Genomic DNA, 15,040 nt, shown 5'->3' on the forward strand with positions numbered 1-15,040 from the left:
CTACCGATGATTAGGCGCATAGTCGGCTGGTTCGTGCTGGTGCCGCTTTGCGCGGTGCTGATCGTGTTTGCCTTGGCCAACCGCCAGCTCGTGGTGGTCAATTTCAACCCCTTCGCCCCGGTCGATGCATTGACCTCGCCCGGCGTCGGCGTGCCGCTATTCCTGGTGATTTTTGCCGTGCTCCTGGTCGGCGTGCTGCTCGGCGGTGTCGCCACCTGGTTCGCCCAGGGCCCGCATCGGCGCGACGAACGGCATTTCAAGCGCGAGACCGAGCGGCTCCACCGCGAGCTCGAGGTTGCCCGCCGCTCGCCCGAACCCCCGACGCAGCTCGGGGCTCAAGAATTCGCTTCCCTTAACTGACCCGAGCTCATGCCCGACCCCCTCATCGTCAAGATCTGCGGCATCAGGACCCCCGCGCTGCTGGAAGCGGCGATCGATGCCGGCGCTGACATCGTTGGCTTCACGCATTTCGAGCGCAGCCCGCGCTACGTCGATATCGAGAACCTGCAGCTCCTCATCTCGGAGGCCCGCGGTCGGGTCGAGACCTGCGTGCTGCTGGTGAACCCGGACAATTCCCTCGTCATGGAAGTCGCGGCGCTCAGTCCCGACTGGATCCAGCTGCATGGCCCCGAGACGCCGCATCGGGTCGAGGCCATCCGCGATGAAGCCGGCATCGCCATCATGAAGGCGGTTGGGATCAGCACTGCCGAGGATGTCGCGCACGTAACCGACTTCGCCGATGTGGCCGATCGCATCCTGCTCGACGCCAAGCCGCCCAAGGGCGCCGACCGCCCCGGCGGGCTCGGCGTGCCGTTCGACTGGGCCCTGCTCAAGGCGCTTGACCCCAGCCTTCCATTCATGCTTTCGGGAGGCCTCACGCCCGAGACGGTGGGGGACGCGATCAAGGCCGTTCGGCCGTTTGGCGTCGATGTCTCCTCCGGCGTCGAAACCGCGCCCGGCGTCAAGGACGCGGCGCTGATCCGGGCCTTTATCGACCAGGCGCGCGCCGCGCACGGATAGGAGTCTGCTGAAGTGACCGTGACTGGGGCCAATTCCCTTCGCAACGGCCCCGATGACCAGGGTCGTTTCGGTCTCTATGGCGGCCGTTTCGTCGCCGAGACGCTGATGCCGCTGATCCTCGATCTCGAGAAGGCCTATCGCGTCGCGCAGGCCGACCCTGAGTTCCAGGCCGAGATCAAGCACCTCGCCACCCACTATGTCGGCCGCCCGTCGCCGCTCTATTTCGCCGAGCGGATGACCGAGCACCTCGGCGGTGCCAAGGTCTACTTCAAGCGCGAAGAGCTGAACCACACCGGCTCGCACAAGATCAACAACACGCTTGGCCAGATCCTGCTCGCCAAGCGCATGGGCAAGACGCGCATCATCGCCGAAACCGGCGCCGGCCAGCATGGCGTGGCGACGGCGACGGTCTGCGCCAAGTTCGACCTGCCCTGCGTCGTGTTCATGGGCGCCACCGACGTCGAGCGGCAGTACCCGAACGTCTTGCGCATGAAGATGCTCGGCGCTGAGGTCCGTCCGGTCACAGCCGGTGCCGGCACCCTCAAGGACGCCATGAACGAGGCGCTGCGCGACTGGGTGACCAATGTCGAGACCACCTACTACCTGATCGGCACCGCGGCAGGCCCGCACCCCTATCCGGAGATGGTCCGCAACTTCCAGTCGGTGATCGGCGAAGAGATCAAGGCGCAGATGCAGGCCGAGACCGGCAAGCTCCCCGACGCGCTGGTCGCCTGCGTCGGCGGCGGCTCCAACGCCATCGGCACCTTCCACGCCTTCCTCGATGATCCCTCGGTGAAGCTCTATGGCGCCGAAGCCGGCGGCCATGGCATCGAGGTCGAGAACGGCCACGCCGCCTCGATGACCGGCGGCCGCCCCGGCGTGCTGCACGGCAACCGCACCTACCTGCTGCAGGATGCCGACGGCCAGATCCTCGAAGGCCACTCGATTTCCGCCGGCCTCGATTACCCCGGCGTTGGCCCCGAGCACTCCTATCTGCACGACACCAAGCGCGTCACTTACGCACCGATCACCGACAAGGAGGCGCTCGACGCCTTCCAGCTCTGCACCCGCCTCGAGGGCATCATTCCTGCGCTGGAAAGCGCCCACGGGCTGGCGCAGCTTATGAAGGTCGCCCCGACCATGGGCAAGGACGAGACTATCGTCCTGTGCCTCTCGGGCCGCGGCGACAAGGACGTCGAGAGCGTCGGCCGCTACCTGGGGATGAACTCGTAATGACCACCCGTATCCCCGCCCGCTTTGCCAAGTGCGCCGCCGAAGGCCGCCCGGCTCTCGTCACCTACACCATGGCCGGCGACCCGGACCTCACCACCGCCCAGGCCATCCTCGATGCGCTGCCGGCTGCCGGCGCTGATATCATCGAACTCGGCATGCCCTTCTCCGACCCGATGGCCGATGGCCCCGGCGTCCAGGCGGCAGGCCAGCGCGCGCTGGCCGCGGGCCAGACCATGAAGAAGACGCTGGGCATGGTCGAAGCCTTCCGCAAGAAGGACCAGGAGACCCCGATCGTGCTGATGGGCTACTACAACCCCATCTACATCTTCGGCGTCGATGCCTTCCTCACGGCCGCCAAGGCGGCGGGCGTCGACGGGCTGATCGTTGTCGATCTGCCGCCCGAAGAGGACGACGAGCTCTGCATCCCGGCCCTGAAGGCAGGCCTCAACTTCATCCGGCTGGCTACGCCGACCACCGACGACGCGCGCCTCCCGGCAGTGCTGAACAACACCTCTGGCTTCGTCTACTATGTCTCGATGAACGGCATTACCGGCGGCACGATCAAGGCGACGGCCGCAGTCGGCACCGCCGTGCAGCGCATCAAGGGCCATACCGACCTGCCAGTTGTCGTGGGCTTCGGCATCAAGACCGCCGATGATGCGGCAACTTTCGGCCGCGAGTCCGACGGCGTCGCGGTGGGCACGGCAATCTGCAACGCGGTGCTCGGCTCGCTCGACAATGGCAAGGCCACGGCCGGCACCGTTGCGGCGGTGACCACCATGGTCGCAGGTCTCGCCAGCGGCGTGAAGCGGGCCAAGGCGGCAGCCTGAACCACCAAATCCGGTTACCAATGACGGTACCGTGGCTTAACCACGAGAGCCGATCCTGATAATATCTGCCACAATCACCATATAGGCCCATGGCAGCGCCGTTTGGCGCGCACATGGACCGCGAACAGGCTTAGGCAATGAACTGGATCAACAACGTCGTCCGCCCCCGCATCCGCTCCTTCCTCAAACCGAAGGATACCGGCTCGGAGAACCTCTGGGTCAAGGATCCGGAGTCGGGCGAGATGGTGTTCTACCGCGATCTCGAAGCCAACATGTGGGTGGTGCCCAATTCCGGCTACCACATGAAGATCAAGGCCTCCGACCGGCTGTCGACCTTCCTCGATGAGGGCAAGTACGACACCGTCGCGCTGCCTGCCGTGCCGCATGATCCGCTGAAATTCCGTGATTCCAAGCGCTATGCCGACCGCCTGAAGGAAAGCCGGCTGAAGACCGGTACCGAGGATGCGGTCACCGTCGGCGTCGGCGATCTGTTCGGCCAGCCGGTGACGGTCGGCGTGCAGGATTTCGATTTCATGGGCGGCTCGCTCGGCATGGCCGCGGGTTCGGCCATCGTCACCGGGCTCGAGACTGCCGCGAGCAAGCGTACCCCGTTCGTGCTGTTCGTCTCCTCGGGCGGTGCCCGCATGCAGGAAGGCGTGCTGTCGCTGATGCAGATGCCGCGCACCACCGTCGCAGTGCTGCGCCTGCGCGAGGCCGGGCTGCCGTTCATCGTGGTGTTCACCAACCCCACCACCGGCGGCGTCACTGCGTCCTACGCCATGCTGGGCGATGTGCACCTCGCCGAGCCCGGCGCGCTGATCGGCTTTGCCGGCCCTCGCGTCATCGAGCAGACCATCCGCGAAAAGCTCCCCAAGGGCTTCCAGCGCTCGGAATATCTCTACGAGCACGGCATGATCGACATGGTGGTGCACCGGCACAACCTGCGCGAAACCATCGGCTCCTTGGTCGGCATCCTCACCAAGTCACCGCAGCGCGAGGAGCTGAGCGAAACCGCCCCGGCCCGCCTCGCGACGCCGGTTTCGGCCAACGCGGGTGATGATCTCGTCGGCATGCCGGAAGCCGCCCACGCCGAGTAGGCCGCCTCTTCATCACGCGAGAACCGGGTGCTAAAAGCGCGCCATGCTCCTGTTCGAGAATCTCGTCCCCGTGTCCCGCACCGACGCTATCCTGAAGCGGCTGCTCAAGCTGCATCCGAAGCTTATTGACCTGAAGCTCGACCGCGAGCTGCGCCTGCTCGAGCGGATCGGCAACCCGCAGGACCATTTGCCGCCGGTGATCCACGTCGCCGGCACCAACGGCAAGGGTTCGACGATCGCCTATCTGCGCGCCTTCCTCGAAGCGTCGGGCAAGCAGGTGCACGTCATGACCTCGCCCCACCTGGTGCGCTTCAACGAGCGCATCCGGTTGGCCGGCAAGCTGGTGTCATCCCGCAAGCTCAACCAGGCGCTGGAGTTCTGCGAAGAGGCCAATGGCGGCGAGCCCATCACCTTCTTCGAGATCACCACCGCGGCCGCGCTAAAACTGTTCTCGGACGTGAAGGCCGATTACCTGCTGCTCGAGACCGGCATGGGCGGGCGCTTCGACGCCTCCAACGTGGTCGCGCACCCGCTGGGCACCGTCATCGCTCCGGTCGACTACGACCACCAGAACTTCCTCGGCGACAGCCTGTCGAAGATCGCCTGGGAGAAAGCCGGCATCATGAAGCGCGGCTCAAAGGCCGTGTTCGGCCGGCAGCGCGACGAGGGCAGGGCAATGCTGGTGCGCGAAGCCGCGCGGCTTGGCGTGACGCCGTTGATCGCCGGCGAGGATTTCGACGGCCGGGCCGAAGATGGCCGGCTGGTCTATCAGGATGAGCATGGCCTGCTCGATCTGCCCCCACCGGCGCTCGCCGGGCCGCACCAGTTCGACAATGCAGCGCTTGCCATCGCTGCCGCCCGGCATTTCGAGCTACCGGTCACCGAGGCCGACATTGCCCGCGGCCTCCGCGACGTGGTCTGGCCGGCGCGCCTACAGCCGGTGCACGGCACGCTGCTGCAAATGCTGCCCGAGGGCTCGGAGCTCTGGATCGACGGCGGCCATAACGCGCACGGCGCGGCCGCGCTCTCGCTGGCCCTGCAGCAGATGCAGGTCCGGCGTCCGCTGCCGCTAGTCCTGATCATGGGGCTGATGAACACCCGCAAGCCCGCCGATTTCCTCGCGCCGTTCAGCGGCATGCTGGAAAAGGTCTTCGCCCTATCCATTCCGGGCGAGCCGAACGCCCATCCGGCATCGGCCATCGTTGAGCAGGCCCACGCCACGGGCTTCGACGCCGTGGCATCGACCTCGATCCTCAACGCTCTGGCCGATGCGGCCCGGCTCGGCCACCCCGCCCGCGTGGTGTTCGCCGGCTCGCTCTACCTCGCCGGCCACGTCCTCCACCAGAACGGTACCCCGCCGAAGTAACGGCGAGGCGCCTCCGCGGCCTCAGTAACGCGCGTCCTCGAGCCCGCAGAACGGATCGACCGGCGAGTGCCGGTTCCACGGCAGGTTGCTCAGTAGCGCCTCGACCACCGCCCGCTGCATCGTCTCGGTGGTCGAATAGGCGTTGATGTAGGTGGGCACCCGCGGCGCGTCGTAGAGCATGTACGGGTAGCCGAACGAGATCATCAGCGTCGGGATGTCATGCCAGTGCCGGTGCATCGCCTTGCCGAAGCTGCCGGTGAGCCGCAGCCAGTCGAGGAAGATCCGCCCCCGCGTCAGCAGCGTCTCGTCGCCGAACAGGTAGAGCACCAGGTCGAACTTATCCGCGTCCACCTCAGTGGTGGCATCATGCACCGTCACCTCGAAGCCCTTCTCGCGCAGGAGCTCTGGCACTGAGAACGGAAGCGGATGCGGCAGGAACGGAAACACGATGCCGCCGGAAATCACCAGCACGCGCCTGTGCTTCGCGGGATCGAGCGGCAGCAGGTTCTGGACGTCTTTCACCAGCGTCGGCGCCCGCTTTGCCACCGCGTCGGCATAGGCGCGCGTCTCGCTGCTCGCCAGTGTCCCCGCCACCGCCGGTTTGTGCAGTCCAACCGCCGCCTTCAGCCCGAGTTGGCGGATCACCGCCTCGTCGACCCGGTCCCAGCTCAGCCGGCCATCGGCCAGCGCCGCCTGGAGATAGGCGAGGTCCTGGTCGTAATCGTCCGAGAACAGGATCACATCGCAACCCGAGGAGATGATCTCCGGCAGATGCTCGCTACGCTTCGACCATGCTCCCAACCCGGCCATCGGTGTCGCATCGGAAACGATCAACCCGTTGAAGCCGAGGCGCTTGCGCAGCAGCTCCTCATTCAGCAGGCGGCTGATCGAGGCCGGCCGGAACGCCTCGATCCCGGCGTTGGGATCGAGCGACTGCACGAAGGCCGGCAGCGCGATATGCGCCGACATCACCGACAGCGCGCCGGCCGCAATCGCCCCGCGATAGAGCCGGCCGAAATTGGCCTCCCACTCGTCCAGCGACAGCGGGTTGATCGTCGTGACGAGGTGCTGGTCGCGATCGTCAAAACCCTCGCCGGGCCAGTGCTTGATCGCCGAGGCGACCCCATGCTCCTGGAACACCCGCATCTGGGTCAGTGCGTGCTTCTCGACCGTCGCCACGTCCGAACCGAAGCCGCGCGTCGCGACGATGGCACTGCGGAACGCCGCGTTGATGTCGAGGACCGGGGTGAAGCTCCAGTTGATGCCGATCGCCCGGGCCTCTTCGGCCATGATCCGGCTGACCTCGGCGGTCACCTCGACATCGTCGATCGCCGCGAGCGCCAGCGGGTTGGGCATTTCTGCCCCCGCGGCGAGGCTCATCCGGCTGCCCTCGAGGTCGGCCGAAACCAGCAGCGGCACCGGTGCTGCGGCATTGAGATCGGCGAACAGCGCCCGCTCCGCCGCGACATCCGCGCCAGCGTGCCGGGTGATGCCGCCCGGCCGGAAGGCCCGTATCCGGGCGACCTCGTCCGGGTTCTGCCCCCGCGACAGGAGGTTGAACAGCTGCCGCAACTTCTCGTCCGGGGTCAGCGCCGCAAAGCGCTCCCGCACCCAGGCAAGCGCCTGGGCGTCGAGGTTGAACGGGGCTTTGGCGAGGTGGTCGAAAGTCATGCAGTCCTCCGGTGCAGGGCGGGGACTATGCCCCATCGCACCGGAAAATCCTGCTCGAAATTATGCGGCGAACTGATCCAGCCACTTGATGAGCTGCACGCGCGACTGCCCGGCGCCGACCTTGAAATCCACCGGCTCGCCGTCCTTGAACACGATCAGCGTCGGCATGGCGCGCACGTTATATTTCACCACTGTCGACGGATTGCTGTCGACGTCGAGCTTGACGATCTTCACCTTGGCGGCGAGTTCAGTGGTGAGGTCGTCCAGGATCGGATCCATCGCCTTGCACGGCGGGCACCATTCGGCCCAGAAATCGACGAGGACTGGCTTGCTGGAATTCAGCACTTCGGCTTCGAAGTTCTGGTCGTTGACGCGCGTACCCATGATCGTCTCCATCGTCGATTACCGATGAAAGCTACAGGGAGTCGGCGGGGAAAGAAAGGCATGTCATTCCACGCCTTTGCCGGAAAGAGAAACGCCGCCGGCGTGAACCAGCGGCGTTTTCTATCAAAGCGGCGAGTGTCGCGCCCGTATCAGGCAGCGTGGCTCTCGAGCCACTTCGCAAGGCCGGCCTTCGGGGTGCCCGCGCCGATCTTCATGTCGGCGGCTTCGCCGCCCTTGAACAGGATCATCGTCGGGATCGAACGCACGCCGTACTTGACGGTGGTATTCGGGTTGTCGTCGACGTTTAGCTTGACGATCTTCACCTTGCCCTGGAGCTCAGTGGAGAGCTCTTCCAGAACCGGCGAGATGGCGCGACACGGGCCACACCATTCTGCCCAGAAATCTACCAGCACGGGCTCTTTCGAGGACAGGACTTCCTCGCCAAAATTGGCGTCGGAAACGTGGGTTGTCATTGGGATTGCCTTTTGGGTTGAAAGCGGCGGTCTGTTTGATCCAAAAGCTAGGTAGAGTCCAGTGTGACTTCAACGAACGTCACCGGATGGTGAACCCCCGCGCCGCTTCCGCCAAAGCAGCGTTGGGCAATTTTAGCAGCGATTCCAACTCAGTCCAGAGAATCCCGGCTTCTATCCTCTGCCCCGGGAAAAGCTGCTTTGCAACAAGCGCATAGAGCCCGAGTTGCGTCAGATAACCGGGTTTCACCCGCCCGGGTTCCATCACCGGGTCGGCATCGGACTTGAAATCGACCAGCAGTACGCCGCCCGAGGTGGTGACGATGCGGTCGATGCGGCCCGCGATGGTCACCGTCTCGCCCTTCCGCTCGGCCGTCGCGAGGAACGGCACTTCCGCCCGGCTGCCCTCGGTGAACAGGTGCGCGAGCTCCGGACGGGAAAGGATCGAAATGGCCTTGGTGGCGAGCGGCGCATGCTGATCTGGCGCTTGCGGCAACAGCAGCGGCAAAGCCCGCGCCGCGACCGCTGCCCGGTCGGCCGGATCCACTTTCGCGAGGTGCTGCAACAGGGCATGCAGTGCGGTGCCGGAGAGGCGGGCCGTCTCGGGGTCGAGCCCCTCTTCCAGTCGTGTCGCCAGCGAGCGAGCCGGATCGGATGGCACCTCGAGGCTCGACGGCCGCAACACCTTGCGGGCCCGGTGGGGTGGCAACGGCGTGAGGTCGAGCAGGGCGGCAGCGGTACCCACCAGGGCCTCGCTTGGCTTCAGCTTCGCGGGTGCCGGCCGCTCCTTCGGATAGACCAACGCGCTGGTATTGCCGTCGGCATCGACCACGCTCTCGCTCAGCGGCCCCAAGCCCTGCTCGATGGCCTCGTACCAGCTGCCATCGACCTTGCCCTGCTTGGTCAGGTAACCGGTGACATAGAGCTCGTCCTCGGCCCGGGTCATCGCGACATAGAGCTTGCGCCAATATTCCTTCAGCTGGTCGCTGTCCGCGTCGTCCTTGAATTCGCTGGTCTGCGGCGCATGGGTGGCGGACGAAGAGGCGTGAATGAACAGCGGCGGTACGGCCCTCAGGTAGATGCTCCGCCGGTCGCGGCCGCGCTCGGTGATCGCAGCATCGGCGAGGATCACGATCGGCGCTTCGAGGCCCTTGGCCCCGTGCACCGTCATCACCCGCACCCCGGCGCCGCCTTCGGCCAGCTCGCGCTTGATCGTCACTTCGCGCGACCTGAGTTCGGCGAGAAAGCCCAGCAGCGAGGGCTGCGTCGATTGCTCGTGCGACAGTGCCAGGTCGAGGAACTCGGCCATCACGTCGTCGATCTCGCTGCCGAAACGGCCGCGCATCCGCCGCAGCCCGCCCCCCGCATAGAGCACGTCGGCGTAGAAGTTGAACGGCCGCTCGAAATCGAGCCGGTTGCGCCAGCCCTTGAGCTGCTCGTACGCAGCCTTGACCGAGGGGATGTCGGAGCCCTCGAGTGCCCGCCAAAGCCGCTTGTCGCCGCGCGGCTGGGCCACCGCCAGCAGCTCATCCTCGCTGACCTCGAACAGCGGCGAGCGCAGCAGCGCCGCCAGTTGCAGGTCGTCGGCCGGATTGCTGAGCACATCGCCCAGCGCCATCATGTCGAGCACGCCGATATGGGTGGTGACCGCCAGCCGGTCCGCCCCCGGCGTCGGCACTCCGGCGCGGATCAGCGCGCGGATGATTTCGTGGAACAGGATGCTGCGCACCTGCACGAGGATCAGCACGTCATCGGCGCTGACCGCGCGGCCGCGCGGTCCCAGCGGACGCTTGGCGTCGATCCAGCCCTTGATCTCGCGGGCGATCCGCTCTGCCACCTGCCGCTGCGCGCTCTGCGTCTGGATCAGCGGCGGCTCGGTCGGCCAGTTCTCCGGGTCGGTCTCCTCCGCCTGATCCTTGATCGGCGGCCACAGTGTCACCAACCCACCGGCATCGGCGCGCGCCGTGCTGTGCGCGACGCCGCTCTCCTCCAGCGCCCCATCGCGCAGATCGGCCCGCTTGAACACCTCGTCCACGGCGTTCAGCACGTTGGGCAGGGTGCGGAAGCTGTAGCGCAGCGGCACCGGGGTGATCTCGAAATGCGCCGCCTTGGCGCTGAACGCATACTGGCGCCCGGCTTCGACGAACACCTCGGGGTCGGCGCCCTGGAACGAGAAGATCGACTGCTTCTGGTCGCCCACCGCGAATAGCGTGCGCGGCCGGTCGGCGGCGGCGCTGTCGCCGAAGAAGAAATCGTCGATCAGCGCGCCCACCACCTGCCATTGCAGCGGGTTGGTGTCCTGCCCCTCGTCGACGAGGATATGGCTGAGGCCGGCGTCGAGCTTGTAGCGCACCCACGTGCCCTGTGCCTCGTCGCGCAGCAGCGCTGCGAGTTTCTCGATCAGGTCGTCGAAATCGAGCAGCGAGCGGGCCCGCTTCGCCTTCTCGTAATGCGCCGAAATCGCCGCCACCACGTCGAGCATCGCCTCGCTGCGTGCCACCAGCTCGGCCGTCACCAGCTTCTGGTACAGCCGCTCGATCCGCTGCCCCTCGGCCACCACACGGGCCGCCACGTCGGGGATAAGGACTGCCGTCGCCTTCTTGATCAGCGTCTTCCGCGCTGTGCGATCCGCCTGAGTCAGGAACGCATCGAGCAGGTCGTCGGCATCGGGCCGCTCCGGGTCGATCTGGCTCAGCCGGTCGACGAAATCGGTGCCGTAGGGATCGGGCACGATCAGCGAGAAGATCGTAGCGTGGTCATTGCGGCTGAGCCCGTAGCCCGAGCTGATCTCGTCCATCACCTCGTCAATCGAGCCGACATCGCCGACCAGCTTCCGCAACTCGCGCTTGGCGACGCGCGGCTGCGCCAGCACCCGCCGCAGCGTCCGCTGCTGGTTCAGTGCTTCGAGGATCGCGGTCTCGATCTGGAAATCGCTGAGCAGGCCGAACAGCGTCTCCACCGCCGTGGCTTCGCCACTGCCGCGCAGACCCGCGGCGATCACCGTCTCCCGGGCTTCGAGCAGCATGCTGTCGCGCTGATGCTCCTCCAGCACGCTGAAATCGAACGGCACGCCCGCCTCGCGCGGGAAGCGGTGCAGCACGCTCTCGCAGAAGGCGTGGATGGTCTGGATGCGCAAGCCGCCGGGCGCTTCGAGGGCGCGTGCGAACAGCGACCGGGCACGCAGGCGCATCCCCGGTGTCGGCGGCACGCCACTGAGCGCCGTCAGATCCTTGATCAGTTCGTCTTCGCTTTCGAGGGCCCATTGCCCGAGCCGCTCGGCGACGCGGCCGCGCATCTCCGCCGCAGCCGCCTTTGTGTAGGTCAGGCAGAGGATCTCCTCGGGCTTGGCGCCGCTCAGCAGCAGCCGCAGCACGCGGGCGGTCAGCACATAGGTCTTGCCCGAGCCGGCATTGGCCGTCACCCAGACGCTGCGTTCCGGATCGGAGGCATCGCGCTGCGCCGCAACGATCTGCTGCGGCATCGGGTTGAGAAGTCGCCGGCTCATGGGTCGTCCACTCCGGCGGTCAGTGTCCACTCGTCGGTGCGGGCGAGGTGGTCGTAGTCGCCCGGGTAGGATTTGCGGCCGGTCTCCACCCGCGGCCGGATCCGCGCCGCCATCGGCAGCCCGTCATGCAGCAGGAACGCATCGACATGCCGCTGCATGCGGCGCTCGATCTCGCCCACTGCGTCCATCAGGCTCATGCCCTTTGGCAGCTTGAACGGCTTGATCTGGAACGCCGCCGGCCCGAGGCCGATCTTGATGTAGGTCAGCGCCGAGCTGTCGCGCGGGGTAATGCCTGGGAACACCCCGGCCCGCGCCATCGCCGCTTCCAGCAGCAGCTGCGGCGCGTCGAACGCCGTCATGTCCTTGGGCTGCGGCACGCCGCCGGTCTTGAAGTCGATGATCTCCAGCGTGCCGTCGCGCTTCACGTCGAGCCGGTCGGCCTTGCCGACCAGGGCGAAGTTGTCGAGGGCCGGGAATTTCCACTCGCCCTTGGTCTCGGCATGGCGCTCGACAATCTCGTTGTCGCGCCGCCGCTCGTAGTCGAGGAATTGCCGTGCCGCGCGCTCGAAGCGCTTCAGCCAGATGTCGCGGCGTTCCTTGATGGCGTCGAGCCCGGCAAAGGCATCCCGTGCCATGCCCATCATTTCCGGCAAGGCCTCGGGCAAATCGAGGTCGAGCCCGGCCGCGATGAACTTCTCGAACACGCCGTGGATCATCGTGCCGCGCTCGCGGGCACTCGGCTCGGTGCCCAGCGGCTCGATGCGGCGCAGTGCCAGCACGTGCTTGGCATAGATGTCGTAGGGCGAGCGCATCAGCGGCTCGATCTCGGTGATCGACAGCCGCCGCGGCCGGATGCTGGCGGGCGGATTGGGCACCGGCCGGTCCGCAGGGCGCGGCACGCCGGCGAAGTCGATCGCCTCGGCCTGCGCCAGCCAGCGCGCGCCGCGCGCCTTCACCACCTTGGCATCCGCCTCGCCGATGAAGGCATAGAGCCGCTGCAGCAGCGGCGACGGGAGCGCCGGCGACGTGCCGATGCGCTCGGCATAGGCGATCAGCACCTCGGCATTGCCGACGGCCATGGCGAAATCGTGCGCCGCCTGGCCCTGCCGCCGCTCGGGCGGCTCGAGCCCGATGCCGATCCGCATGCCGCGGCTGAGCCATGGGCCGGGATCGGCCACCGGCGGCCAGATGTCCTCGTTCATCCCAGCGAGGATCATCAGGTCCGGGTTCTGCAGCCGTGCTTCGAGCTCGCCCCAGATGTGGATGTCGTCGCGCGTCGGGACCGGATCCTGCGTCTTGGTGCCGGCCAGCAGCGCCTCGAGCACAGCCTCCAGGTCGAACGGCGCAAAGGCAGTGCCGCCCTGGTCGAGCGAGGTCAGTTCCCCAGCCCAGCGGCGGAACTCCGGCATGCCCGGCAATTCGGCATCGCCGATCAGCGCATCCATGGTGGCCAGAAGGGCCGAAGCGAGATCGGGCGCAGTGATCCGCTCGCGCTGTCCCAGCGCAAACACCGGCTGCATCGCCGCGTCGAGCTTGTCGAGCAACTGCGGCAGGTCCTCGTGATCCGAGAGTTCTCGCAGTCCGGCAATCCCGGCCGCCGGGCGTACCGCCCGCAACTTCAAGTCGATGATGTCGGCGAGACGTCGCACCGCGTAGCGGTCGAGATCGAGCGAGACCGCCGCGTTGCGAAGCAGGGCGATGATGTCGACCGGCGCATAATTGTCCGTCGCGACCGCGAGCACCTGCCGCGCCAGCCGCCCGGCGCCGGACTGGAACAGAGGCGTACCTGCGGCGTCATCGACTTCGACGCCGTGGCGCTTGAGTTCCGCCGCGATACGCCGGGCCAGCGTCTGATCGCGCGCCACAATGCCGACGGTCTTGAGTTCGGCGAGGGCGGAGCGCGCCGCGAGGGCAATTGCCCGCGCTTCGACATCGGCATTGCGCGCTGCCAGGATGCTGACGCCTTCGAGCGCTCTGCTCACCGGAATGTCCGAGCGGAGGATCGGCCAGGCCGGCGTCTCGCTGGCCGGCGCCAGCGCCGCCCGCACCAGCGCCGTGCGATGTGCTTCCCCCGCCAGCTCCTCGACTTCGCCGACACCAGCGTCGAGGCCTCGCAGGAGCTTCATCAGGCCATATTGCGGATGACCCTGTGTTGTCTCGCCGCCGAGCATCCGCTCATGCCGATCAGGGGTGAACGACGTGTCGAGCCCCGGCAGCACCAGCACGCCGCGCCGCAGCTTGGCGATGGCCTTGAGCAGTGCGGCGGTTGCCGGAATCGAGCCCGTCGAGCCAGCGGCGATGACCGGCCGCTCGCCATATGCGAACTCGGCTGTCGCCGCCTGCCGCAACAGCCGCTCGTTACGCGCTGCGGCTGCATCGATCCGACCACGCTCCGCGAGGATCGCCGGCCAGGCTTTCAGCGCCACGTCGAGGAATTCCAGCACCTTCTGCCAGTTCCCCGCCAGCTCTTCCGGCACCAGATCCCTAAGCTTGTCGGGCGACACGTCCTCGATGGTGAAGTCGTCGATCACCTCGCCCAGCGAGTCGGCGAGCCAGAAGATCTCCGCCGGGTTGGGCGGAGTGGCAAAGCTCTCGGCCCGCTCGGCGAACAGCCGCACCAGGTGCGACAGCGTCAGCCGCCGTTCGAGCAGTGAGGCGGCCGGCCTGCTGGCGGGCGCGTCGGTGGGCGGCAGGAATGGCTCCTCATCGGCCACCTCGCCACCGAAGGTGCGGATATCGGGCAGCAGCACCGTGCCGCCGAGGCGCTTGGCGAACTCCTCCGCCAGCCCGAACCGGGCGCGGCGCGTGGGGAGGATGATGGTGACGTCGCTCAGGCAGAACGGGCCTTCGCGCGACCAGTCGCCCAGCAACGTGCCATCGAGCACCCGCTCGGCGAGCGTCGCGAGGAAAGGCGCGTGGGGCGCGATGGTGAAGAGCGAGTCGCGGCGCATGGTGGGCGATTTGACTTGTTGGGGCCGATGAAGTCCAGCGCGCTAGACGGCCCGCCCGTCGGCGAAGCGGATCGTCGCGCTCCGACCCTCGCCGCCGGGGGGAATGGCGAGCTTGATAGCCACGGTCGCCCGCTCCACCACCTCGTCCGAACGCTCGGGCCACTCGACCAGGACGATCGCATCGGCCCGGTCGAACAGCCCCAGTTCGTCCACCTCACGCGGCCCCCCGAGGCGGTAGAGGTCGGCATGCAGCACCGGCGTGCCGTTCGCCTCGTAGGGCTGCACCAGCGCGAAGCTGGGGGAGGGAACGTCGAGCCTGAGATCGCCGACCAGCGTGCGAACCACCGTCCGCGCCAGCGCCGTCTTGCCTGCACCGAGATCGCCCTCGAGCAGCACCAGGTCGCCGGGTCGCAGAACACCAGCGAGGCGGCGGCCGAGATCGGCGGTCGCATCGTCATCGGCGAGGAACAGGGTCTGCGGCTCGGTGCTCATCGAGTTCGGATAGCCGAGGAT

At 67.0% G+C, this 15,040-nt stretch carries 12 protein-coding genes; 6 read left to right on the forward strand and 6 right to left on the reverse strand.

What is annotated here, in order from left to right:
• Positions 1-6 precede the first annotated feature (6 nt).
• From AC1DWU_RS18800 to AC1DWU_RS18825, 6 genes are all read left to right on the forward strand, one after another.
• Complete coding sequence (locus tag AC1DWU_RS18800; protein ID WP_477151533.1) at positions 7-360, forward strand: lipopolysaccharide assembly protein LapA domain-containing protein; 354 nt, start codon at positions 7-9, stop codon at positions 358-360.
• 9 nt (positions 361-369) lie between these two features.
• Positions 370-1,020, forward strand: a complete 651-nt coding sequence (locus tag AC1DWU_RS18805; RefSeq protein WP_477151534.1) for a phosphoribosylanthranilate isomerase — start codon at positions 370-372, stop codon at positions 1,018-1,020.
• Between the two features lie 12 nt (positions 1,021-1,032).
• Positions 1,033-2,253, forward strand: coding sequence for a tryptophan synthase subunit beta (trpB, locus tag AC1DWU_RS18810; RefSeq protein WP_477151535.1), 1,221 nt, complete (start codon positions 1,033-1,035; stop codon positions 2,251-2,253).
• Positions 2,253-3,083: a tryptophan synthase subunit alpha gene (gene trpA, locus AC1DWU_RS18815; RefSeq protein ID WP_477151536.1), complete on the forward strand. Its 831-nt coding sequence runs from the start codon at positions 2,253-2,255 to the stop codon at positions 3,081-3,083. Before trpB ends, trpA begins: the two co-directional genes overlap by 1 nt.
• Positions 3,084-3,220: 137 nt before the next feature.
• Positions 3,221-4,180 carry an acetyl-CoA carboxylase, carboxyltransferase subunit beta gene (accD, locus tag AC1DWU_RS18820; RefSeq protein WP_477151537.1) on the forward strand — a complete coding sequence of 320 codons (960 nt, stop codon included), beginning with the start codon at positions 3,221-3,223 and terminating at the stop codon, positions 4,178-4,180.
• A gap of 43 nt (positions 4,181-4,223) precedes the next feature.
• On the forward strand, positions 4,224-5,546 hold the full coding sequence (locus tag AC1DWU_RS18825) for a bifunctional folylpolyglutamate synthase/dihydrofolate synthase (protein ID WP_477151538.1): 1,323 nt from the start codon (positions 4,224-4,226) through the stop codon (positions 5,544-5,546).
• A gap of 21 nt (positions 5,547-5,567) precedes the next feature.
• Here AC1DWU_RS18825 and AC1DWU_RS18830 read toward each other — a convergent pair whose 3' ends face one another.
• From AC1DWU_RS18830 to tsaE, 6 genes are all read right to left on the reverse strand, one after another.
• The gene (locus tag AC1DWU_RS18830; RefSeq protein ID WP_477151539.1) at positions 5,568-7,217 is read right to left on the reverse strand and encodes a glycoside hydrolase family 3 protein; all 1,650 of its coding nucleotides are present in this window, start codon (positions 7,215-7,217) and stop codon (positions 5,568-5,570) included.
• A 60-nt stretch (positions 7,218-7,277) separates the two neighbouring features.
• Positions 7,278-7,601, reverse strand: a complete 324-nt coding sequence (gene trxA / locus AC1DWU_RS18835; protein ID WP_477151540.1) for a thioredoxin — start codon at positions 7,599-7,601, stop codon at positions 7,278-7,280.
• 149 nt (positions 7,602-7,750) lie between these two features.
• Positions 7,751-8,074 (reverse strand): thioredoxin, encoded by a 324-nt coding sequence (gene trxA / locus AC1DWU_RS18840; RefSeq protein ID WP_055047562.1) that lies wholly within the window; start codon positions 8,072-8,074, stop codon positions 7,751-7,753.
• 79 nt (positions 8,075-8,153) lie between these two features.
• A complete protein-coding gene (gene addA / locus AC1DWU_RS18845; RefSeq protein WP_477151541.1) occupies positions 8,154-11,576 on the reverse strand; it encodes a double-strand break repair helicase AddA in 3,423 nt (1,140 codons plus the stop codon).
• Positions 11,573-14,527, reverse strand: coding sequence for a double-strand break repair protein AddB (gene addB / locus AC1DWU_RS18850; protein ID WP_477151542.1), 2,955 nt, complete (start codon positions 14,525-14,527; stop codon positions 11,573-11,575). Before addB ends, addA begins: the two co-directional genes overlap by 4 nt.
• Before the next feature lie 42 nt (positions 14,528-14,569).
• Positions 14,570-15,019, reverse strand: a complete 450-nt coding sequence (gene tsaE, locus AC1DWU_RS18855) for a tRNA (adenosine(37)-N6)-threonylcarbamoyltransferase complex ATPase subunit type 1 TsaE (protein WP_477151543.1) — start codon at positions 15,017-15,019, stop codon at positions 14,570-14,572.
• Between the last annotated feature and the right edge of the window lie 21 nt (positions 15,020-15,040).

It is taken from the genome of Devosia sp. P2_G7, assembly GCF_056403495.1.